22 protein-coding genes are annotated in these 21,364 nt (G+C 69.0%); 14 read left to right on the top strand and 8 right to left on the bottom strand.

Going from position 1 to position 21,364, the window contains the following annotated elements:
* The first annotated feature begins 3 nt into the window (after positions 1-3).
* On the top strand, positions 4-1,011 hold the full coding sequence (locus D892_RS0130580; protein ID WP_024804895.1) for an acyl-ACP desaturase: 1,008 nt from the start codon (positions 4-6) through the stop codon (positions 1,009-1,011).
* The gene (locus tag D892_RS0130575; protein ID WP_036567574.1) at positions 1,001-1,447 is read left to right on the top strand and encodes an SRPBCC family protein; all 447 of its coding nucleotides are present in this window, start codon (positions 1,001-1,003) and stop codon (positions 1,445-1,447) included. Before D892_RS0130580 ends, D892_RS0130575 begins: the two co-directional genes overlap by 11 nt.
* On the opposite strand, the gene D892_RS0130570 is transcribed toward D892_RS0130575, so the two are convergent.
* Together D892_RS0130570 and D892_RS0130565 are read right to left on the bottom strand one after the other, a co-directional pair.
* On the bottom strand, positions 1,435-2,322 hold the full coding sequence (locus D892_RS0130570; RefSeq protein ID WP_051499212.1) for a MaoC/PaaZ C-terminal domain-containing protein: 888 nt from the start codon (positions 2,320-2,322) through the stop codon (positions 1,435-1,437). The genes D892_RS0130575 and D892_RS0130570 overlap by 13 nt on opposite strands.
* A 936-nt stretch (positions 2,323-3,258) precedes the next feature.
* Complete coding sequence (locus tag D892_RS0130565; RefSeq protein WP_036567573.1) at positions 3,259-4,455, bottom strand: epoxide hydrolase family protein; 1,197 nt, start codon at positions 4,453-4,455, stop codon at positions 3,259-3,261.
* A 103-nt stretch (positions 4,456-4,558) separates the two neighbouring features.
* Between D892_RS0130565 and D892_RS0130560 the strand changes: the two genes are divergently transcribed.
* The 3 genes from D892_RS0130560 (at position 4,559) to katG (ending at position 8,207) form a co-directional block, all read left to right on the top strand.
* Positions 4,559-5,134 (top strand): ABATE domain-containing protein, encoded by a 576-nt coding sequence (locus tag D892_RS0130560; protein WP_024804891.1) that lies wholly within the window; start codon positions 4,559-4,561, stop codon positions 5,132-5,134.
* A gap of 355 nt (positions 5,135-5,489) precedes the next feature.
* Positions 5,490-5,930, top strand: coding sequence for a Fur family transcriptional regulator (locus tag D892_RS0130555; protein WP_024804890.1), 441 nt, complete (start codon positions 5,490-5,492; stop codon positions 5,928-5,930).
* A gap of 42 nt (positions 5,931-5,972) precedes the next feature.
* Complete coding sequence (gene katG, locus D892_RS0130550) at positions 5,973-8,207, top strand: catalase/peroxidase HPI (protein WP_024804889.1); 2,235 nt, start codon at positions 5,973-5,975, stop codon at positions 8,205-8,207.
* 246 nt (positions 8,208-8,453) lie between these two features.
* Here katG and D892_RS0130545 read toward each other — a convergent pair whose 3' ends face one another.
* Positions 8,454-9,323 carry a P1 family peptidase gene (locus D892_RS0130545; RefSeq protein WP_024804888.1) on the bottom strand — a complete coding sequence of 290 codons (870 nt, stop codon included), beginning with the start codon at positions 9,321-9,323 and terminating at the stop codon, positions 8,454-8,456.
* A 156-nt stretch (positions 9,324-9,479) separates the two neighbouring features.
* Entirely contained in the window at positions 9,480-10,223 is a 744-nt protein-coding gene (locus D892_RS0130540) for a hypothetical protein (RefSeq protein ID WP_024804887.1), read from the bottom strand.
* 276 nt (positions 10,224-10,499) lie between these two features.
* Here D892_RS0130540 and D892_RS0130535 point away from each other — a divergent pair, with 276 nt between their 5' ends.
* The 3 genes from D892_RS0130535 (at position 10,500) to D892_RS0130525 (ending at position 14,100) form a co-directional block, all read left to right on the top strand.
* On the top strand, positions 10,500-12,749 hold the full coding sequence (locus tag D892_RS0130535) for a serine/threonine-protein kinase (RefSeq protein WP_024804886.1): 2,250 nt from the start codon (positions 10,500-10,502) through the stop codon (positions 12,747-12,749).
* A 40-nt stretch (positions 12,750-12,789) separates the two neighbouring features.
* Positions 12,790-13,500, top strand: coding sequence for a metal-dependent hydrolase (locus D892_RS0130530; protein ID WP_024804885.1), 711 nt, complete (start codon positions 12,790-12,792; stop codon positions 13,498-13,500).
* A 105-nt stretch (positions 13,501-13,605) separates the two neighbouring features.
* The gene (locus tag D892_RS0130525) at positions 13,606-14,100 is read left to right on the top strand and encodes a phosphoribosyltransferase (protein WP_024804884.1); all 495 of its coding nucleotides are present in this window, start codon (positions 13,606-13,608) and stop codon (positions 14,098-14,100) included.
* Between the two features lie 79 nt (positions 14,101-14,179).
* Here the strand turns inward: D892_RS0130525 and D892_RS0130520 are convergent, their stop codons facing one another.
* From D892_RS0130520 to D892_RS0130505, 4 genes are all read right to left on the bottom strand, one after another.
* A complete protein-coding gene (locus tag D892_RS0130520) occupies positions 14,180-14,671 on the bottom strand; it encodes a peptidylprolyl isomerase (RefSeq protein ID WP_024804883.1) in 492 nt (163 codons plus the stop codon).
* 235 nt (positions 14,672-14,906) lie between these two features.
* Positions 14,907-15,293, bottom strand: coding sequence for a VOC family protein (locus D892_RS0130515; RefSeq protein WP_024804882.1), 387 nt, complete (start codon positions 15,291-15,293; stop codon positions 14,907-14,909).
* A gap of 168 nt (positions 15,294-15,461) precedes the next feature.
* Positions 15,462-16,328 carry a fructosamine kinase family protein gene (locus D892_RS0130510; RefSeq protein ID WP_024804881.1) on the bottom strand — a complete coding sequence of 289 codons (867 nt, stop codon included), beginning with the start codon at positions 16,326-16,328 and terminating at the stop codon, positions 15,462-15,464.
* A gap of 31 nt (positions 16,329-16,359) precedes the next feature.
* A complete protein-coding gene (locus D892_RS0130505) occupies positions 16,360-17,145 on the bottom strand; it encodes a helix-turn-helix domain-containing protein (RefSeq protein WP_024804880.1) in 786 nt (261 codons plus the stop codon).
* A gap of 162 nt (positions 17,146-17,307) precedes the next feature.
* On the opposite strand from D892_RS0130505, the gene D892_RS0130500 reads away from it, so the two are divergent.
* The 6 genes from D892_RS0130500 (at position 17,308) to D892_RS0130475 (ending at position 21,340) form a co-directional block, all read left to right on the top strand.
* On the top strand, positions 17,308-18,159 hold the full coding sequence (locus D892_RS0130500) for an SDR family NAD(P)-dependent oxidoreductase (protein WP_024804879.1): 852 nt from the start codon (positions 17,308-17,310) through the stop codon (positions 18,157-18,159).
* A gap of 60 nt (positions 18,160-18,219) precedes the next feature.
* Complete coding sequence (locus D892_RS0130495; protein WP_024804878.1) at positions 18,220-18,729, top strand: GtrA family protein; 510 nt, start codon at positions 18,220-18,222, stop codon at positions 18,727-18,729.
* Positions 18,730-18,809: 80 nt separating this feature from the next.
* Positions 18,810-19,598 carry an SGNH/GDSL hydrolase family protein gene (locus D892_RS0130490; protein WP_084161796.1) on the top strand — a complete coding sequence of 263 codons (789 nt, stop codon included), beginning with the start codon at positions 18,810-18,812 and terminating at the stop codon, positions 19,596-19,598.
* 282 nt (positions 19,599-19,880) lie between these two features.
* On the top strand, positions 19,881-20,159 hold the full coding sequence (locus D892_RS0130485; RefSeq protein WP_024804876.1) for a hypothetical protein: 279 nt from the start codon (positions 19,881-19,883) through the stop codon (positions 20,157-20,159).
* Positions 20,156-20,485 carry a hypothetical protein gene (locus D892_RS0130480; RefSeq protein WP_024804875.1) on the top strand — a complete coding sequence of 110 codons (330 nt, stop codon included), beginning with the start codon at positions 20,156-20,158 and terminating at the stop codon, positions 20,483-20,485. The genes D892_RS0130485 and D892_RS0130480 overlap by 4 nt, the downstream gene beginning before the upstream one ends.
* Positions 20,486-20,623: 138 nt before the next feature.
* On the top strand, positions 20,624-21,340 hold the full coding sequence (locus D892_RS0130475; protein WP_024804874.1) for a 5-formyltetrahydrofolate cyclo-ligase: 717 nt from the start codon (positions 20,624-20,626) through the stop codon (positions 21,338-21,340).
* Positions 21,341-21,364: the final 24 nt, after the last annotated feature.

Genomic DNA, 21,364 nt, shown 5'->3' with positions numbered 1-21,364 from the left:
CACATGACTGCCGGCCCGACCCGACTCGCGCTGCTCCGCGAGCTGGAACCGACCGTCGAGGAGAACCTCCGGCGGCACCTGTCCCTGGCCAAACCGTGGCATCCGCACGACTACGTGCCCTGGGACGACGGCCGCAACTTCGCGGCGATGGGCGGAATCGACTGGGAGCCGGGACAGTCCCGGTTGAGCGAGGTCGCCAAGGCCGCGATGATCACGAATCTGCTCACCGAGGACAACCTGCCCTCCTACCACCGCGAGATCGCGGAGAACTTCTCCCGCGACGGCGCGTGGGGTCACTGGGTCGGGCGCTGGACCGCGGAGGAGAACCGGCACGCCATCGTCATACGCGACTATCTGGTGGTCAGCCGCGGTGTCGATCCGGTCGCCCTGGAACAGGCGCGGATGGAGCAGATGACCGCGGGGTTCTCGTCCGCCGGTGTCGGCGCGGACCGCAGCGTCCTGCACTCGGCCGCGTACGTGACCTTCCAGGAGCTGGCCACCCGGGTCAGCCACCGCAATACGGGCAAGGTCTGCGAGGACCCGATCGCCGACCGCATGCTGCAGCGCGTAGCCGCCGACGAGAACCTGCACATGATCTTCTACCGCAACCTGTGCGGCGCCGCCTTCGACCTGGTCCCCGAACAGATGATCGAGGCGGTGTCGACGATCGTGCGCAACTTCCGGATGCCCGGCGCCGGCATGCCGAACTTCCGCCGCAACGGCGTGCTGATGGCCAAACATGGCGTATACGATCTGCGACAGCACCTGGAAGAGGTCGTCATGCCGATGCTGAAGCACTGGAAGGTGTTCGAGCGCACCGATTTCACGGACGAGGGCGAGCGGAGCCGCGACGGGCTCGCCCGGTTTCTCACCGAGATGGAACAGGTGAAGATCCCCCGGTTCGAGGAGCAGCGCGACCGGATGCTCGCCCGCGAGGCGCAACGGTCCGAGCGGCCGGCCCCGCCGATGGCGGCGGCGACCACCGCACGATCGGATCGCGATGACACATAGCACACGCGTCGATGTCGAGTTCACGGTGCACGCTCGCCCCGAAACCGTGATGGCGGCCCTCGCCGACCTGCGGCGGCTGCCGGAATGGTCGTCGCTGCACCGCAGCGTGCGGATCGAGTCGGCCGATGCGCAGGGGCGCCCGGTCCGCGCGTCCGTCGATGCGGCGTTCGGTCCGCTCACCGACCCGGAGCTGATCGAGTACGAATGGTACGGCCTCGAGCGGATGAGCTGGAACGTGCTGACGAGCACCTACCTGGCCACCCAGCGCGGCTCCTACACGCTGCGGCCCGAGGCGGCGGGCACGCACGTGACCATGTCGATGGAGATCGAGGCGAAATTCCGCGCACCGCGGCTGATGGTGCGCGGACTGCAGACAGCGACGTCGAAGACCGCGAGCAAGCAGTTCAAAGCCTTCGCCGAAACCTATTCGCTCTGAGACGGATTCGCCGTCAGGGTGGCGGTCAGGTGTACCGCATCGTTCTTCGGGCTTCGCAGCGACAAACGCCAGTCACCGCCGTCGCCGGGGCGGTCGGCGAACAGGTGGACGGTGCCCGGGAGCAGGAGCGGTCTGCCGAACGCGACCTCGTACCGCGCGGCCTCGGGGACATCGTTCCCCAGTGCGCGCAGCACCGCCGCGGCCTCCCACATCCCGTGCGCGATGGTGCTCGGAAAGCCCAGTAGGCGGGCCCCGATCGTCGACACGTGAATCGGGTTGCGGTCGCCCGAGGTGGCGGCATAGTCGTCGATGGTTCGCTGCGTCACCCGGATCGTCTCCTGCGGCTGGGCCGGGGTCTGCGCCGATTGCTCCGTCGTCTTCCGGCCGGGTGGCTTCCCCTGCTGTTTCAGAAACGTCGCGGTCTGCTTCCACACCGGCTCCGCACCCACCGACACCGCCGTCACCGCATCGAAGACCTTGCCCCGTCGATGATCCCGCAGATTCTCCAGATATACTGCGACGGACAGTGTTTCGCTCACCTCGAGGGGACGCTGCTGCTCGATGACATTGTTCAGGTGAACCAGCCCGGGCAGTGCGAACGGAAACGTCCGCGACACCATGAGCTGCATCGTGAGGGGGTTGGCCGACACGAACGGATAGGTCAGCGGCACCGCACCATTGGACGGCAGCCCGCACACCTCGGTGTAGGCGGCGAGATTGTCGCGATCGATCCGAAGCTCCGGCAGCCGGACCGTCGTGGTAGGAATCTGCCCGGCTCCGCTTCTCAACAGCGGGAACATCCGCACCAACGCCCGCAGGTAGAGATCGCGAATCCGAGGGACGCGCTCCAGTTCCACGACCGAATGCTCCGTCACAGCAGTCCTCCCCGAGCTTTTGTTTTTCCACCTGCGTGTCTAGGGGCGCCTCAGATGCTACACCTTGATCGACTACCGAAACACGCTGTCCCACGGTTGAATACACGCAGCCTCCGGCTCGAATTCCCCGTCGACCGATGCACCTCAGGGCCCATGCCAGCACCTTGACGGTCGACCGCCTATCTGCACGGCCCAGGTTTCCCGGGGGGCCGGTCGACTGGCTCCCCGTTATCGAGTGCCGCGGCCGCCGGCAAGCGGCAGTCGTGTCGACCCTCGACAGCACGCACCAACCCCCACCCAAGCCCGACATTACGTCACTGTGACGATTTGATGTCTTGACCCGGAGGGAGTCACCCCAGGGGAGCGGGCCCTTCCACATTCCTTCCCACCCCGGACATCGCGGCCCCGGCGCCGCCCGCCGCCACACGACGTCAGGTCGACCCGTAGTCGGCTGCGCCGGAGTTCGATGCCGGCCCGGGGCGGTCCAACGGCAGCCGCACACCGACTCGGCCCGTCGCAAGACGGGAAGCGCCCAGCTACTCGACATCCCGCAGTCTTCATCGGCAACCGCTGCTTTCTCCCCCCGCCGGGAACCAATACGTCACAGTGACGTATTCATCCAGGGCGGGAGCCTTGCGGCCACCGAGCCGCGGACAGCCACATAAAGGGAGATCAGAGCCCTGAAGGCCGGGCGCAGCACACCCCGGCGATTCACAACATTCGCGGCCCGGACATGCGGCCGACGCAAAGACCCTGCCACGTATGCGACAAACCAAACCGCGCACTCGGCCCCGAATGACTGAGCATCGACAGCAAACCCGATGCGGCACAACCTACTTCGCCACTATCGGCAGCTCTTCCTGTAACGCCGATAATCTACATTATGTCAAGTCAACTGTTGCGTAGCGCCTCCGAGTCCCCGGCACCCAGCCGCGTTCACCGGCTGGCGGCCAGCACTGCTGCGAGGCCTTCTTGCAGGTCCTTGACGAAATACTCGGGAACCTCCAGCGACGGGAAGTGTCCCCCGGTTTCGGGCGACCTCCATCGGACGATCTGCCGGTACCGCTCCTGTGCCCAGGGGCGCGGGCACTTCTCGACGTCGCGGGGATACATGGTGAGTGCCGACGGGACGTCGACCCGGAGTTCGGGGTCGAGCGAGTTGTGGCTTTCGTAGTAGATGCGGGCCGCCGATGCGCCGGTCCGCGTCAGCCAGTACAGGGTGACGTCGTCGAGAACGCGGTCTCTGGAAATCGTCTCGAACGGACTGTCTGCCGTATCCGACCACTCGGCGAACTTGTCGAGGATCCAGGCGAGAAGCCCGACCGGTGAGTCGACGAGCGAGTAGCCGATGGTCTGCGGCCGGGTCGCCTGCTGCTTCGCGTACGCCGCGCGGTGACGCCAGAAATCGCGGGTTTCCTCGGTCCACTTGCGCTCGACCGCCGTTAGCCCGTCCGTTGTCAACCCGGGCGGCGCCTCCGCGAACGTGGTGTGGATGCCGAGAACGTGCTCCGGGAACCTGCCGCCGAGAACCGTGGTGATATTTCCTCCCCAGTCGCCGCCGTGGGCCGCGAACTTGCCGTAGCCGAGCCTTCCCATCAGCTCCACCCATGCGGCCGCGATCTTTTCGGTTCCCCACCCGGTGGTGGCCGGCTTGTCGCTGTAACCGAAGCCCGGCAGCGACGGGACCACGACGTGGAACGCCGGCGCGTCCGCCTCTGTCGGATCTGCCAGCTCGTCCACTACATCGATGAACCGGGCAACGCTGTCCGGCCAGCCGTGCGTCAAGATCAGCGGAGTGGCATCCGCGCGTGCGGATCGGCGGTGCAGGAAGTGGATTCCCAGATCGTCAATGGTCGTGCGGAACTGGCCGATCCGGTTGAGGCGCTCTTCGAACGACCGCCAGTCGTACCCGGTGCGCCAGTAGTTCACGACATCGACGAGGTCGGCGAGAGGAACGCCCTGTTCCCATCGGCGAGGGCCGGGTGCGGCGCGATGGACCGTCTCGGCCTCCGGCAGCCGCGCCGCGGCCAGTCGCGCGCGCAGATCGTCGAGGTCGGCCTCGGTTGCGTGGGTTTCGAATCCTTCCACGTCGCTGGTTGGACGGTTGTCGCCGAGGCGGCCGAGTGCGGGCATGAGACCTCCTGGTCATCGGGAAACCGGCTGCGATCCATCGAGAACCGGCTAAGACGGTTCTAACATGTGTTCACGACAGCGTGCAACCAGCTAAGGTGGTTCCATGCCTGCTGGGTTCCCCGACTTTCGCCTCGGTAGCGTGCTGGCGACCAGCTTCACGGCGACGCTGACGGAGCGGCGTGGCGACGCTGTGGAGCGCATTCCCACGCCGCAGCGACTCGTCGACTGGCTGGCAGTGAACGGCCTGGCCGTGGACTCCTGCACCACCGCCCAGCTGGAACTCGCTCGGGAACTGAGGGAATCGATTCACGCCGCCGCGACAGCGGCCGCGATCCACGACACTCTCCCTGCGTCTGCCGTCCGAGTCATCAACGACTGCAGCATTCAGGGCCGGGCCGCGGCCGTCCTGACGCCCGAGAGCAATCGGCGATGGCGGCTCAGCTCGGCTTCCTGCGTAGAAGATGCCCTGGGCGTGATCGCCGCCGACGCGATCGGCATCATCGCAGGCGAACGAGACGGAAAATTGGCCCTGTGCGCATCGCCGACCTGCCGGGCCGCCTTCTTCGACACCAGCCAGAGTCGCACCCGCAAATGGTGTGACATGAACACGTGCGGGAATCGCCAGAAGAAGGCGCGCTTCCACGCCAACCAGCGCAAAAACCCCAGATCAGCGGAGTGACACAGCACCACCGCGGCGCCGGCGGCGCCACACGGGGCCGGGCCCCGGCATCCCGGAACCGGTCCGGCGCGCAAGTTCTCGAGAGAGCGCGGCGACCGCGCAGATCCGTCGCGCCCCTCGGCGGAGGTCGGATCCGACGTCGGCGGGTCGGTGCCATACCACCCGTCGAGGCCCTCCACTGCGCCGTTGCAGCCTGTCGCCGTTGACTTCGGCCTGCGGAAACGACCTTCTCCAAAAATAGTAATACTATTTCCGCAGCAAGGGCAAGCGGCGGACATCCGTTGTCGGGCAAGATCGAAAATCTGTTTACCGAAAACACTCCTACTGGACTCTTGAATAAGTCATACTTCGGATCGTGTCCAGCAAGTCGGACTTCGAGCGCCTGATCCGCGGCACCGCGCTGCGAGTCACGGCGCCGCGCGTGGCCGTGCTCGAGGTGGTGCACGACAACCCGCATTCGGATACCGACACCATCCTCGGCCTGGTCCGCGAAAGCCTCGGCACCGTCTCCCACCAGGCGGTCTACGACGTGCTGCGAGCGCTGACCGAGGCCGGCCTGATCCGGCGCATCCAGCCGATGGGTTCGGTGGCGCGCTACGAGACGCGGGTCGGCGACAACCACCACCACGTCGTATGCCGCGGCTGCGGCGCCATCGCCGACGTCGACTGCGCCGTCGGCGACGCCCCCTGCCTGACCGCCTCGAACGACAACGGCTTCGCCCTCGACGAGGCCGAGGTCATCTACTGGGGCCGCTGCCCCGACTGCTCGACCACCCCGACGCGATCACAGCCGTGATCACAGCCCGATATAAACGCAGTGTCCCGAAAGGAAATGCCCGTGTCTGAGGAACATCCGCCCATCGGAGAGGCCAACACGGAGCCGGCCGCGAACGGTTGCCCCGTGGTGACCGGTCGCCTCAAGTACCCCACCGAGGGCGGAAGCAACCGCGACTGGTGGCCCAATCAGCTCAACCTGAAGATCCTGCAGAAGAACCCGCCCGTCGCCGACCCCATGGGTGCGGACTTCGACTACGCGAAGGAGTTCGCCACCCTCGACCTGTCCGCCGTCAAGCGCGACATCGAAGAGGTCATGACGACCTCGCAGTCCTGGTGGCCCGCCGACTTCGGCCACTACGGCCCGCTGTTCATCCGGATGGCCTGGCATGCCGCGGGCACCTACCGGATCAACGACGGCCGCGGCGGCGCCGGCGCCGGCATGCAGCGGTTCGCCCCGCTCAACAGCTGGCCCGACAACGGCAGCCTGGACAAGGCGCGGCGGCTGCTGTGGCCGGTCAAGCAGAAGTACGGCCGCACGCTGTCGTGGGCCGACCTGATCGTCTACGCCGGCAACGTGGCCCTGGAGTCGATGGGCTTCCAGACCTTCGGCTTCGCCGGCGGCCGCGCCGATCAGTGGGAGCCCGAGGAGGACGTCTACTGGGGTCCCGAGCACATCTGGCTCAACGACGAGCGCTACAGCGGCGACCGTGATCTGGAGAACCCCCTGGCCGCGGTCCAGATGGGCCTGATCTACGTGAATCCCGAAGGCCCCAACGGCAATCCGGATCCGCAGCGGGCCGCCGTCGACATCCGCGAGACGTTCCGCCGGATGGCGATGAACGACGTCGAGACCGCCGCGCTGATCGTCGGCGGCCACACCTTCGGCAAGACGCACGGCAACGGCAACCCCGACCTCGTCGGCCCCGAACCCGAGGCCGCCCCGCTCGAGGAGCAGGGCCTCGGCTGGCGCAACGCCAACGGCACCGGCGTCGGCGGCGACGCGGTCACCAGCGGCCTCGAGGGCATCTGGACCGCCACACCGACCAAGTGGGACAACAGCTTCCTGGAAACCCTCTACGGCTACGAGTGGGAGATCTCCAAGAGCCCGGCCGGCGCCTGGCAGTGGATCCCGAAGGACGGCGCCGGGGCGGGCACCGTGCCCGACGCGCACGATCCGTCGAAGACCCACACCCCCACCATGCTGACCACCGACCTGGCCATGCGGGAGGACCCGATCTACGCGCAGATCACCCGGCGCTGGCTCGACCACCCCGACGAACTCGCCGACGAGTTCGCCAAGGCCTGGTACAAGCTGACCCACCGCGACATGGGTCCGAAGGTCCGCTACCTCGGCCCGCTGGTGCCCGAGGAGACCCTGCTGTGGCAGGACCCGATCCCCGCGGTGAGCCACGACCTGATCGGCGCCGCCGAGATCGCCGACCTGAAGCAGCGGATCCTGTCGTCGGGTCCGACCGTGCCGCAACTGGTTTCGGCCGCATGGGCCGCGGCCTCGTCGTTCCGCGGCAGCGATAAGCGCGGCGGCGCCAACGGCGGCCGCCTCCGCCTGGAACCGCAGAGCGGCTGGGAGGTCAACGAGCCCGACGAGCTCGCCCTGGTGACCCGCACGCTGGAGGGCATCGCCGAGGCGTTCAACTCCGCGCAGACCGGCAACATCCGGGTGTCGTTCGCCGACCTCGTCGTCCTCGGTGGCGTGGCGGCCGTCGAAAAGGCCGCCGCGGACGCCGGATTCGACGTCACGGTGCCGTTCACGCCGGGCCGCGCCGACGCCACGCAGGACCAGACCGACGTGGAGTCGTTCAGTGCGCTGGAGCCGTCGGCCGACGGCTTCCGCAACTATCTCGGCAAGGGCAACCGGCTGGCGGCCGAATACCTGCTCATCGACAAGGCCAACCTGCTGACACTCAGCACCCCCGAGATGACGGTGCTGGTCGGCGGCCTGCGCGTGCTGGGCGCGAACTACCAGCAGGCGCCGCTGGGCGTGTTCACCTCCTCCCCCGGGTCGTTGACCAACGACTTCTTCGTGAACCTGCTCGACATGGCCACCAAGTGGGAACCGTCGCCGGCCGACGACGGTACCTACGTCGGCAAGGACCGCGCCACCGGCGAGGTCAAGTGGACCGGCAGCCGCGTCGATCTGGTCTTCGGCTCGAACTCGCAGCTGCGGGCCGTGGCGGAGGTCTACGCGACCGACGACGCCAAGCGCAAGTTCGTCGACGACTTCGTCGCCGCCTGGGACAAGGTGATGAACCTCGACCGGTTCGACCTGAAGAAGTGATCGCGGACCGCGTTTCCCGTTAGCTTCGCCCACGGTGCCCCACGAACCGAGTGCCCCACGAACCGACCCGGTTCGTGGGGCACCGTGCTGTCGACAGGAATCCCGAACTACGGCCATCCCTCACCGGGCTGTCACAGGGATAGACGAGGCGACCCGAGCATCGGGGCGGGGCGGAAGAGCGTCGCGGAAGCGGAGTGGCCGGTACCCGTGGTCCGACCTGAGCAAGTCCGGCGACGATATGACAGTTCAGGATTCGACGGCGACCGACCGGATCACGTCGGTGACCGCGGCCAGGGCCATCAGGCGAACCACATCGACGTGCGTGTCGACCTCGCCGGTCGCGGCGGCGATGAAACCGTCACCGTCGAAACGCGTGTGCGGCGGAGTGAGCGCCCGCGAGAGGCCGTCGTGGGCGCCCTGCGCGACGATCCGGCACGACGGTTTGTCCAGCCGCGCATTCGTGACGACGGCGCCGATGGTGGTGTGCGTGCGGGATTCGGCGAAGTCGAACGGCTGGGTCAGCAGCGCGACCGCGTCGAGGGAGACCTCGCCGCGGCCGTCGTCGATATCGCCGAAGGCGTTCACGACGCACAACGCACCCACCACCAGATCCCCCAGGCGCCGTTGCGCATACGCCAGTCCCCCGGGCCGGCGGCCGTCCGGGCCGCGCCAGTGCGAGGTGTAGGCCCCGGCTCCGGCGCCGATCCGCCCGTGCAGCCGCTGATCTCCCGAAACATCCTGGGCCGCGGCATATCCCGACTCCGCGGTGGGCCGGGCGGTCGCGTCGCCGACACTCAGATCGAACAGCGCCAGGGTGGGCGCGATCGGCACCCGCCCGGCCGGAGTAAGCACGCCGCGACCCTGCTCCTCGAGGTAGCGCATCACCCCGTCGGCCGCGGCGAGGCCGAATGCCGAACCGCCGGTCAGCACGATGGCGTCGACCTCGACCACCGTCTTGTCCGGCGCCAGCGCGTCGAGTTCGCGGGACGCCGGAGCACCGCCGCGCACCTCACAGGAGGCGACCGTGCCCGGTGGCAGCGTGACGACCGTGCAGCCGGTCTGCCCGGCGGTGTCGGTCCAGTGCCCCACGCGCACACCGGAAATCTCGAGACCCATACCGAACTCCGTTCCCGCCCGTCGTCGCCGCGGCGGCACCGGCGCTGCGAGCGCCAACTCGAACACCGGGAAGCCGGTGTCCGCCCGCTCGGCGCGGTGGCGTAGTTGCCGAGGTCTAGATCATCGCACCGCCGTCACCCGGTATGCGGAGCGGGCTCACCGTCCGCCGAAGACCACCTTGTGCGCCTGGTCCAGCAGCCGCACCAGCTCGTCCCCCGACCGCTCGTCCAGGCCCGCGAAGGCGGGCGCGATGAGCCGGTCGGTCAGCGCCTCCGCCGCGTCCCAGCGCTGCCGCAGCGCCGCCGTGATCTCCTCGAACGGTTCCGGCCAGCCGAACAGCCGGGCCTGATCGGGCCCGCTGTTGCGCGGCGATCCCCCGATCAGCACCGCCTGCCGCGGCGTCACGCCGCCGGCGCGGATCGCCAGCAGGTGCAGCCCGCCGCGCAGTTCGCGCACCACGTGGATCAGCTGCAGCGCCCGCGCCGCGTCGTCGTCGGCCAGGGGCAGTGCCCGCCACCCGGCGAACAGCGGCAGCCCCGCGACATCGGCCGCCGCGACGACCGACCGCAGCAGTTCGGCGAGCCGCCCGGCCTCGTCGAACCCCGCCAGCTTGCGGCGGCCGAAACCCTGGCAGGCGGCGAGATACGCCGCGGCGGCATCGCCGGGCGGCATCGGCACCGATTCCCATGCCGCGCGCACGGTTTCGGGCCGGAAGAAGCCGAAGGCGGCCGTCACCACGTCGGCGTCCACATCGCCCAGCACCCCGCCGCGACCGCGGGTGTAGGGGCCGAGGAACCCCGCCACGCCGGTCGCGTCGCCGAACGCCTTCGTCTCCCGGGAGAACATGAATCCCCCGCCGATCTCCTGAATCTGCTGTTTGACCGCGGCAGCCACCGACACGGGCCAACCCCTTTCGCCGAGAACGGAACTCGCGCGCAGCATATCTCGCTATCGTCCACTGATGCCAGAACCTCGAGCCATCGGCGCGGGAAAGACCCAGGGCAAAGACCCAGGGCATAGGAACAATGGGCTTGCGCGGGCCACACCTGCGAGCCGATGATTGCGGACGACAATCGAACTCCGCGCAACGGTGTCGGCCGAGCGCCGACGAAGGGTGGGTAAGATCGAATATTCCCGGGGCCGGGCCCGGAATATTCCAATTCGAAGCGAGCGACGATGGATGGTCACCTCGGCGCGACCGCACCCGATCCCGGGGCCGACCGCGCCATGGCAACGCAGACCGCGTTGTCGAGTCTGGTCGCGCTGTTTGCCGAAAAATGGCAGTCCGGCGACAATCCGCCCGACCTGTCCGAGCATCTGCCGGCCGAAGCGGCCCTGCGCCGCACCGCACTGATCGAACTGATCAAGGTCGACCTGCAAGAACGCTGGCAGCGCAGCGACGGCGCGCTGCGCCTGGCCGACTACAGCGCGCAGTTCCCGGAACTGGCCGCGGCCCCGCTCCCCCCGGATCTGATCTACGAGGAGATCACGGCCCGCAGCCACCGCGACGAGATCGACCTGAGCGAGTACGAGCAGGACTACCCCACCCAGATGGCCCGCATCACCGAGGGTTTCGACGTGGACGGCCTGCGCACCACCATGCTCGCCGACCCCACCGCGCTCGACGCCCTCGACACCATCAACCCCGGCGCCACCATCGACGACTTCGACCTGCTGCTGCCGCTCGGGCACGGCGCCTTCGCGCGCGTGTTCCTCGCCCGCCAGCGCTCCCTGGGCCGCCTCGTCGCCGTGAAGATCTCGCACGACCGCGGCAGCGAACCGCAGACCCTCGCCCAGCTCGACCACGACCACATCGTCCGCGTCTTCGACCAGCGCCAGATCACCGACCAGCACCTCAAACTCATGTACATGCAGTACGTGCCCGGCGGCACCCTGCTCGGCGTGCTGCGGCTACTGCGCCGCACGCCCCCCGCGCGGCGCACCGGACGGCTGCTGCTGGAGGCCATCGACGCGGCGGCCACCACCGGCGGCGTCCTCGCACCCCAGCCGTCGGCCACCCGCGCCGAACTGGAGCGGCTCAGCTGGCCGGAAACCGTGGCCTGGCTCGGCGCGCGCCTGGCCACCGCGCTGGACTACGCCAACCACCGCGGCGTGCTGCACCGCGACATCAAACCCGCCAACGTGCTGCTCACCGCCGACGGCCAGCCCAAACTCGCCGACTTCAACATCAGCTTCAGCCGGCACCTGCCCGGCGCCAACCCCGTCGCCTACTTCGGCGGCTCGCTGCCCTACATGTCGCCCGAACAGCTCGAGGCCTGCCACCCGCAGCGCGACACCACCGCCGCCGACCTCGACACCCGCAGCGACCTCTACGCGCTCGCCGTCGTGCTGTGGGAACTGCTCACCGGCCGCGTCCCCTTCGACGACGGCCACGCCGCCGGCGAGACCGAGGAATCGCTGCACGCGATGATCGAGCGCCGCCACCGCCCCGTCGAACCGGCCACCACGGCCACCCTGCCGGAGGACTGCCCGACGGTGCTGCGGCACGCCCTGCTGACCTGCCTGTCCCCCGAACCCGACGACCGCTACGCCACCGGCACCGACCTGGCCCAACAGCTCGAACTGAGCCAGGACCGGGCCGCCCGCGACCTGGTGGATCCCCCGGAACACAGCCTGCGTGGCCGCCTCAAGATGCGGCCCATGCCGGTGGTGACGCTGTCCAGCCTGCTGGGCCAGCTGCTCGGCGGGCTCTACCTGACCTCGCACAACCTCATCCTGATCCGCCACGAGCTCGGCGCCGACGCCGCCGGGCAGATCGCCCGGCTCGGTGCCCTCGCCATCCTCATCGGATACCCGGCGGCCATCGCCGTACTGCTGTTCTGGTGCCGGCTGGTACTGCTCGTCCCCGACGGGCTGCGGCGAGGCAGGCAGTTCGACGAACGGGTACTGGCCAAGGCGCGCGGCGATACCCTCGCCTGCGGCGACCGCATCGCGGTGGTGACCTTCGCCGGATGGCTCGCCGCCATGGGCGTCTTCCTGGCCGAACTGCACTCCCTCGGCACGGTGCCGACAGGGCTGGCGGTGCACCTGATCGCCGCGAACCTGGTGGCCGCCGCGGTCGCCGTCGTCTACAGCTTCTTCCCGGTCACCTTCTTCATGCTGCGGTGGTATTACCCGGGCCTCGTCGCCGCGGGGCACACCACCGAGGCCGACGCCGCGCGGCTGCACCGGCTCGTGCGCCGCAGCCGCGTGTATCTCGGTGTGGCGGCCTCGGTTCCGCTGGTCGGGGTGCCGGCCGGGCTGATGTTCCTGTCCCCGCAACAGCAGCAGGCGGTGCTGGGCACGATCGTAGGACTGTGCGTCGGCGGACTTTTCGCGTTCATGATCGCCCTGCGCACCTTCTACGCCCTGGAATCCGACCTCACCGCGCTCGACCGGATCGTGAGCCCGCACCGCCACGCATGACCGTTGGTGATCGACCACCAAGATCGACTAATCTTCCGGGGTGCTAGGACATTCACATGCGACCAGTGGCGCGCTGGCGTGGGCGGGAGCCGCTGCGCTGCTACCACTTTCGGTACTCACCTACCCCATGCTCCAGGACGGCGAACTCGGCACCGTCGACCTGCTGATGGGCACATTCCTCACCGCGGGCGCCGCGCTGCTCCCGGACGCCGACCATCCCAACGGAACGATTTCGCATGTGCTGGGGCCGATTACACACACCGCCTGCCGCCTGATCTCCGCCGTGTCGGGTGGGCACCGCCACGCCACCCATTCCCTGGCCTTCGTCGTCGCGGCCGCCCTCGGCACCTGGGCCGGCGAACACTGGCTCGGCCGGTGGTTCACCCTCGGACTGGTGTTCTTCCTCCTGGCACTGGCGCTACGGGCGCTCAACCTGTGCCCACCGGGCGAGGGCTTCCGCTCCTACTTCTCGGTCACCGTGCTGGCCGCCGCCGGTACCTTCGCGATGGACCACTGGATCTCCGACAAGCCGTCCTGGCTGCCGTTCTCGGTGGGCCTGGGCGCGCTGGCCCACCTGATCGGCGACTGCCTCACCGACCGCGGCTGCCGCCTGTTCTGGCCGCTGAAGCTGCGCACCAGCGTCCCGATCATCGACCGCACCGGCAACAAGGTCGAAACCTGGATTCTGTCACCGCTTTTCGTGCTCGGCACGCTGGCCGTGCTCTGGTACATCGTCACCCACAAGCCCTGACATCACCCGCCGGCCCCAACAGGCCGCCGCGTCGGCCGGACACCACTACCGGCGCCGCCGCGGGCGTGGTCTAGGTTGCTTCCATCGGAGACGGAAGGGGCGTACATGTCGGACCGGGAAGAGCTGTCCTGGGAGCTGTTCGGCTCGGCGAGCCGGGAACTGGCCGAACAGGTCGCCGGCGACGGGTTCGACCCCGACCTGATCCTGTCGATCGCCCGCGGCGGCCTATTCGTCGCCGGAGCGCTCGGCTACGCCCTCGACGTGAAGAACCTGCACGTGATGAACGTCGAGTTCTACACCGGCGTCGACCAGCGCCTGGACCTGCCGGTCATGCTGCCCCCGGTCCCCCAGGCCGTCGATCTGGCGGGTGCGCGCGTGCTGGTGGCCGACGACGTCGCCGACACCGGCGCCACCCTGAAACTGGTGCGCGACTTCTGCGCCGACAAGGTCGCCGAGGTGCGCTGCGCGGTGGTCTATCAGAAACCGCGTTCGGAGGTGGACTGCGAGTACGTGTGGAAACGCACCGACCGCTGGATCAACTTCCCCTGGTCGGTGCTGCCGCCGGTGACCGCCCGCGACACGCACGTCTTCGAGGCGTGAGAACGCCTGCCCCGCAGGGCATGTACGGGAGGCGGCGACCGCACCGACGGCCGGCCGCCGCCTCCGCTCGGCGCATCGGTCAGGCCAGCTGAGCCGACAGGATGGTGATCGGCTCGACCGGCACGTCCTGGTGGCCGGCCCGCGACCCGGTCCGCACACCGTTGATCGAGTCCACCACATCGGAACCGTCCGCGACGCGGCCGAACACCGCGTAGCCCCAGCCGTCCTGGCCCGGGTAGTTCAGGAAATCGTTGTTCGAGGTGTTGATGAAGAACTGCGCGCTCGCCGAATGCGGATCGGAGGTGCGCGCCATAGCCACCGTGTACTTGTCGTTGCGCAGCCCGTTGGCCGCCTCGTTCTCCACTCGGTTCGGCGCCGGCTTCTGCTGCATGTCCGCGGTCAGCCCGCCGCCCTGCACCATGAAGCTCGGAATCACCCGGTGGAAGATGGTCCCGTCGTAATGACCGGACTTCACGTAGTCCAGGAAGTTCGCCACCGTCTTCGGCGCCTTCGACTCGTCCAGTTCGAGAGTGATGTCCCCGGCTGAGGTATTCAGCAGCACTTTGGTCATCCGGACATCGTATGGGAGCCGGCTCGCTCGCGGGCCGCCGCCTCGGATAGCGGCTTCGGTGATCCGTCGGAGTCGGGTGCGTTGGTTGGGTCGAGTCGGTGTGTGGTTCTGTTGTGAGTCGATTTTTCATGCATAAATACGCATGTCACCATGTCCTAATTTAAATACTCCAGCCACACCGATCCGAGCATCCGGACGGTTCCCCCACTGCGGCCCACCGGTTTTCGCGAGACCGTCATGCCTCGTACAACTCCAGCGGCAGGTCGTCCGGGTCGAAGAAGAATGCGAACCGCTTCCCCGTGTACTCGTCCACCCGCAACTCCTCGGTGCGCACTCCCCTCCCCCGCAGCTCGGCGACGGCCGCGGCCACATCCGGCACCGCGAACGCCAGATGCCGCAGCCCGCATGCCTCCGGCCGGGACGGCCGGACCGGCGGGTCCGGGAAGGAGAACAGCTCCACCTGCCCGCCGTCCGGAAGCGCGAGATCCAGTTTGTACGAACGCCGTTCGGCCCGATAGTTCTCGTCCACCACCCGCAGCCCCAGGATCTCGACGTAGAACGCCCTCGACCGCTCGTAGTCCGAGGCGATGATCGCCGTGTGATGGATCCGCAGCAGGTCCATACCTCCGACGCTAGAGCACCGTGACGGCCGGCCCCGCCACTCCCCTCCCTCAGTGCTTCTTTTGCCGTCGGTTCGTCGGCGGCAACATGATCGAGCCACATGCTCAGATGCGCATATTTCCGTTTAGATATTTTTTATCGGCCGAAGCGGACCCGCTGACGCCGGCACTCAGGCTCGCAACGCCGCCTCCGCCGCGGCGACGGCCGACCCTCGATACGTGCCCCCGAACAGCACCACGTGCACGAGCAGCGGATACAGCTGATGCAGCGGGATACGTTGCCGCCAGCCGGGTTTCAACGGGGCGGCCTCCTGATAGGCGGCCAGGATCCGGTCCAGGTGCGGCGTGCCGAACAGGGCCAGCATGGCCAGATCGGTTTCCCGATGGCCCCCGTGCGCCGCGGGGTCGATCACCTTGACCCCGCGGTCCGTCCAGAGGAGATTGCCGGACCACAGGTCACCGTGGATACGACCGGGTGGTTCCGGTTCGCCGGCCAGTGCGTCGATCTCGGCTATGACCCGTTCGATCAATCGCACCCCGCTGCCGCCCAGATCCCGTGCGGCCGCCGGGAGCAGCGGCGCCAGCCGCCGACCGGCGTACCACGGCCCCCACTCCCCCGTCGTCGGCGTATTGTCCTGCGGGACAGTGGCGATGAAGCCGTCCCACGGCGCTCCGTAGGAATCGGGCGCGGCTCGATGCAGTGCCGCAAGCCCGCGGCCGAATGCCTCGGCGGCCGCAGCGCTCGGCGCCGCCGCGGCCAGCCACGGGAGCACCAGCGTCCGCCGATCGGCGCCCGACACCGCCGGCACCAGCCCATGGGCGTCGCCCTCCCCCAGCCAGCGCAGCCCGGCCGCCTCGGCGTGCAGGGCCCGGCCGGCATCCGGATCCGCGTCGTCGTCAACGGCTTTCACGAAGACCTCGTGCCCGTCGGCCACGGCGGCGCGGTGCAGCGTCCACGCGTGGCTGCGCCCGTGATCCGAGATCGCCCGCACGGGCGTGCCGAGGAGTTCTTCCACGCGTGCCGCCGCATCGCTCATGGCCTCGATTGTCCAGCCACGGGCGCGCGGGCTATCCGAGGGGCATGCTGTCGCGCAGGTATGCCGCGGTGACCGGATCGGCGGGGAAGAACGACTCGATCGCCAGTTCGGCGACGGTGACGTTCATGGGGGTACCGAAAACGGTCATGGCGCTGAGGAAGGCGAGTTCGGTGCCGTTGTGGCACAGGCGAAGCGGGACCACCGCCTGTTCCGGTTCGGGCAGGCCCGGTGGATGCTCGCCGCCGGGATAGTCGCGCACCTCGGCCAGCAGCGCGCGGAGGTGGTCCGAACCGGTGATCTCGATCTGGCGTTGCAGGCGCTCGAACAGGTGCCCGCGCCACTCCGCGAGATTGCGGATGCGCGGAGCCAGGCCGTCGGGATGCAGGCTCAGGCGCAACGCGTTGACCGGCGGCGCCAGCAGCTCGGCCGCGACGTCCTGGAGGAACAGCCCGGCGCTCGCGTTGGCGTCGACCATGTTCCAGTGCATGTCGACCGCGAGCGCGGGATGCGGGTCGTGGCCGGCCAGGATCCGCCGCATGGCGTCGCGCACGGGTTCCATCTGCGGTGTGTCCAATCCGGGTTCGGCGTAGACGGGTGCGTAGCCGGCGGCCAGCAGCACCCGATTGCGTTCGCGCAGGGGGATTTCCAGCTGCTCGGACAGGTGCAGGATCAGCTGCCTGCTCGGCGTGGAGCGGCCGGTTTCGATGAAGCTCAGGTGGCGGGCCGAGGTTTCGGCGCGCCCGGCCAGCTCGAGCTGGCTGAGGCGGCGGGTGACCCGCCAGTGCCGGAGCAGGTCGCCTGCGGTCTGGGTTCGCACAGCTCGATCGTAGGGAGGCGGCAGCGGTCCGGCGATTACCCGTGAGGTAATGACGGCGGGTCGGACGGCCCGGTCCCCGCGGGCATTTCGGCCGGTGAACAAGGTCCGGCCATCGTCCGGTGCGCAGGACAGCGGCGTGTTGATCTGGCATGGTGTAGGAGCATGAAGACGATCCTGATTACGGGGGCGACATCAGGCATCGGGTTGGCGGCGGCGTGCCGGATCGCCGCGGGGGGCGATCGATTGGTCCTGGTGGGCCGCGATCCGGACCGGCTCGCGAGCGCCGCGGACCACGTGCGCGCGTCGGGGGCCGGCGCGGTCGACACCCAGGTGTGCGATATCGCGTCGCAGGAGGCCGTGCGGCGGCTGGCGAGCGCGGTGCTGGAGCACTATTCGCACCTGGATGTGCTGGCGAACAACGCCGGCGGGTTCTTCCTGCGCCGCGACGAAACCGGGGACGGGGTGGAGGCCACCTTCGCCACCGATCACCTGGGCGGGTTCCTGCTCACCGAACTGCTGCTGGACCGGCTGGTGCACAGCGCGCCGGCGCGGATCGTGTTCACCTCGTCGGTGATGCACTACGGCACCGCCCTCGACCTCGACGATCTCGGCTGTGCGCGCGGATATTCCGGGCAGAAGGCCTACAGCCGCTCGAAGCTGGCGAACGTGCTCTACATGCGGGAGCTGGCGCGGCGGCTGGCGGGCACCGGGGTGACGGTCAACGCGTTCCATCCGGGTGCGGTGTCGACGGGGATCTGGGATTTCGCCCCCTGGTTCGCGAAACCGGTGATGGCCGCGGCGAAGCGGATCTTCATGGTTCCCGCGGAGGAGGGCGGGCGGCGATTGGCCGCGCTGGCGACAGATCCCGACCTCGGTGCGGTGACGGGCTGCTACTTCCAGAAGGATCGGGTGCGGACGCCGTCGCGGGTCGCTCGGGACGATGCGCTCGGCGTCCGGCTGACCGAGGTCTGCGCGAACCTGGTGGGTCTGCCGACACCGTCGGGGACACGCTAGCGGCCCGGTCGTTTTCGCGCCGCGGGTGCCGCCGGGGGCGGGCCCGGTTATGGTGGTGCCGTGTCGTTCGTGCAGCCCGTACTCGACCGGCTACCGGAGGCCTACCGCGCGGTGCTCGTCCGGCATCAGGAGCTGATGAAGTTCGCGGTGGTCGGGGCCCTCACCTGGTTCGTCGATACCGGCGTCGTGTACACGTTGAAACTGACCGTGCTGCAGGACAAGCCGCTCACCGCGCGGGCATTCGGCGTCCTGATCGCCACCATCGTGTCCTACATCCTCAACCGGGAGTGGTCGTTCAGCTCTCGCGGCGGGCGGCAGCGGCATCACGAGGCGGCGCTGTTCTTCGCCGTGAGTGCGCTGTCCATGGGCGTCACGCTGGTCCCGCAGGCGATCTCGCTGTACGTCTTCGATATCCGGGTGCCGCACGTCGCCGCGCCGACCCAGGCGGTGGCCAACTTCCTGACCGGGCAGATCCTCGGGGTGCTGCTGGCGATGGCGTTCCGGTTCTGGGCGATGCGCCGCTACGTGTTCCCGAACGATCTCCGGGAGACGGAGCTGGAACTGCTCTGACCACGTCCGCTCGTGGATGCTCCTCGTTTCCTCAACCGTCGTACTATGTGCTCGCCGTCAGGGCGTGCGGGAGGTTGAAGGTGACGTCGGATTCCATAGCAGCGCAGCCGATCAGGCGCTTCGTCGCGCTCGGTGACAGCCAGACCGAGGGTATCGGGGACCCCGACGGCCGCGGTGGGCACCGCGGCTGGGCCGACCGGTTGGCCGACCGGCTCGCCGGAGGCTATCCGCGGCTGGCCTACGCCAACCTGGCGGTGCGGGGGCGGCGGGCCGCCGAGATCCGCGCCGAGCAGCTCGCGCCGGCGCTCGCCCTGGAGCCCGATCTGGCGACGGTGGTGGCCGGGATGAACGACGTGATCCGGCCTCGTTTCGATCAGGAGACCGTGGTCGCCGACATCGATGCCATGTTCGCCGCGCTCACCGCCGCCGGGGCCCGGGTGGTGACGTTCACGTTCCCGGATATCGGCGGCATCGCGCCGATCATCCGGCCGCTGTCGGCGCGGGTTCGGGCGATCAATGCCCGGATGCGGGAGCTGGCGCGGCGGCCCGGTGTCACGCTGGTGGATTTCGAGCCGGTCGCCGCGACCATCGATCCGCGGGTGTGGGCGGAGGACCGGTTGCATCTGAGCCCGCTCGGCCATGATCTGGTGTCCCGCGCCGTTGCCGATACGCTCGGGCTGCCCGGAACCGAGGGCGACTGGCGGTTGCCGCTTCCTCCGCTGCGGCGCGACCTGCCCGAACTCGTCGCCGCCGAATTGCGCTGGGTCGCATTCCATATGGCCCCGTGGATCGGGCGTCGCCTGCGCGGGGTGTCATCGGGGACCGGTCTCACGCCCAAGCGCCCGGATCTGCTGCCGGTCGTCGACTGATTCGCGGCGGGGGCCGGCCACGCCGCCTCGTCGTGCCGGTCGGCCGAGCCGCTCTCCGGCAGGACGGGAGCCGCGAACACGCTGCGGGCCGGGTCTGTCGGCCTCGTTCGCGCGCCGGGCCGGATCGGCCGCGGTTCTGCACGGCATTTCGTGCCGTTCGGCACCGGCCGCATTCCGGCATCGCCTGCACGGCGGCACGGACGGAACTCACGGTGGCCGATTCCTGGTTCTCCCACTCGTAACGCCGCCAGCTGCGGTTACTACGCGCGTAGTATGAGGCTCATGGGTTTCGAGTGGCCGGATTGGGCGCTGGCGCACCTGATCGGCATCGAAACCGCCGAGGTTCGGCAGATCCTCGCGAGCACGCGGCGGTGGCCGCGGCAGGCCGACGACGGCACCCTCTCGGTGCTCACGCTGTGGGGCCGCACCGACGCCGGCCGGCCACTCATCGTTGCCGTCCACCGCCGGGACGACTGGATGTGGCTGATCATCGGCGCCCGCGACATGCGCGGCGACGAGCTGACGGTGTTCGAGCAGTGGGAACAGGAGAACCGGCGATGAGTGAGAAGAACGTACCGTCCACCCCGCAGGAGGTGACGACCTTCCTGGATCGGCTGACCTTCGGCGAGGATCCGGTGCCCGCGGAGCAGGTGCCGCCGCCGCTGCGGCCGGACGACGACATCATGATCACCAGCTCGATCCGGCTGCCCCTGCGCCTGCACGCCAGACTGAAGGAGCTCGCCGCCGAGCGCGGTATCGGGCTGTCCACCCTGGTGCGCGAATGGCTCGAGGCGGCCATCGTCGAACTCGACGACGACCAATTGATCTCCCGGGCCGAGGCGCGCATGGCGCTGGCCCGCTTACATTCGGCCCGGCGGGCGGGCTGAGCCGCCTTCGCGCCGCTGTCCCCCGTCCGGGCCGAGGTCGACAGCGCACGGCGCTCGGCCGCGCCGGTCGTCGGGACGATCGGCGGACCGCCACGGGGCACGCCGATGCCGGACGGCTACGAGACGAGGAGTGGCGCAGTGAGTGTCGATCAGGCGAAACAGGCCGTACGCGAGAGTATTTGGGCGTTGTTGGCGCGGGCGCGCGCCGTACCGCCCGACGCCCCGCGCAACATTCCCGAGTTCGCGGGCAATGATGCCGCGGCCGGCCTGCTGGCCGCGCTGCCGGAGTGGCGGGCCGCGAAGGTGGTCACGATCGTGCCCGACACCGCGCAGCTGCCGGTGCGACGGCGCGCGCTGCAGGCCGGGCTGCTGATCTATATGGCCTGTCCCCGGCTCGAGGCACCGAAGCCGTTCTATCTGATGGACCCCGAGGACCTGACGGTGCCGGCGGCGCAGGCCGCGCGCAAGGACACCGCGCCCCTGGTCTCCCGCAATGTGGAGGTGGACGAACTGCAGCCGATCGATCTGATCGTGCTGGGCAGTGTCGCGGTGAACCGCCGGGGTGTGCGCCTCGGCAAGGGCGCCGGATATTCGGATATCGAGATCGCGTTGCTGCTCGAGGCCGGCGTGATCGATGAGCACACCACCATCGCCACCACCGTGCACCGGCTCCAGGTGGTCGACGGCGAACTGCCCGAGGCCGAGCACGACTGCCGGGTCGACCTGATCGTCACACCGGAGTCGGTGATCCGTTGCGAGGAGCCGCGGCGGCCGGCGGGCCTGCTGTGGGATGCGCTGCCCGCCGACAAGATCGCCGCGATTCCGGCCCTGGCGGCCCGGTACGCCGCGCGCTGACTCCGGGACCGGCCGCTCCGCTCG

The sequence above is a fragment of the Nocardia sp. BMG51109 genome, from assembly GCF_000526215.1.
In the GTDB taxonomy this organism is placed as follows: domain Bacteria; phylum Actinomycetota; class Actinomycetes; order Mycobacteriales; family Mycobacteriaceae; genus Nocardia.
This window is presented reverse-complemented; position numbering and strand designations above follow the sequence as displayed.

Bases quoted from the DNA above. Each gene is read 5' to 3' on its own strand.
- D892_RS0130580 (WP_024804895.1), top strand. From the start codon at position 4: ATGACTGCCGGCCCGACCCGACTCGCGCTGCTCCGCGAGCTGGAACCG.
- D892_RS0130575 (WP_036567574.1), top strand. From the start codon at position 1,001: ATGACACATAGCACACGCGTCGATGTCGAGTTCACGGTGCACGCTCGC.
- D892_RS0130565 (WP_036567573.1), bottom strand. From the start codon at position 4,455: ATGCCCGCACTCGGCCGCCTCGGCGACAACCGTCCAACCAGCGACGTG.
- D892_RS0130560 (WP_024804891.1), top strand. From the start codon at position 4,559: ATGCCTGCTGGGTTCCCCGACTTTCGCCTCGGTAGCGTGCTGGCGACC.
- D892_RS0130545 (WP_024804888.1), bottom strand. From the start codon at position 9,323: ATGGGTCTCGAGATTTCCGGTGTGCGCGTGGGGCACTGGACCGACACC.
- D892_RS0130535 (WP_024804886.1), top strand. From the start codon at position 10,500: ATGGATGGTCACCTCGGCGCGACCGCACCCGATCCCGGGGCCGACCGC.
- D892_RS0130525 (WP_024804884.1), top strand. From the start codon at position 13,606: ATGTCGGACCGGGAAGAGCTGTCCTGGGAGCTGTTCGGCTCGGCGAGC.
- D892_RS0130520 (WP_024804883.1), bottom strand. From the start codon at position 14,671: ATGACCAAAGTGCTGCTGAATACCTCAGCCGGGGACATCACTCTCGAA.
- D892_RS0130515 (WP_024804882.1), bottom strand. From the start codon at position 15,293: ATGGACCTGCTGCGGATCCATCACACGGCGATCATCGCCTCGGACTAC.
- D892_RS0130510 (WP_024804881.1), bottom strand. From the start codon at position 16,328: ATGAGCGATGCGGCGGCACGCGTGGAAGAACTCCTCGGCACGCCCGTG.
- D892_RS0130500 (WP_024804879.1), top strand. From the start codon at position 17,308: ATGAAGACGATCCTGATTACGGGGGCGACATCAGGCATCGGGTTGGCG.
- D892_RS0130485 (WP_024804876.1), top strand. From the start codon at position 19,881: ATGGGTTTCGAGTGGCCGGATTGGGCGCTGGCGCACCTGATCGGCATC.
- D892_RS0130480 (WP_024804875.1), top strand. From the start codon at position 20,156: ATGAGTGAGAAGAACGTACCGTCCACCCCGCAGGAGGTGACGACCTTC.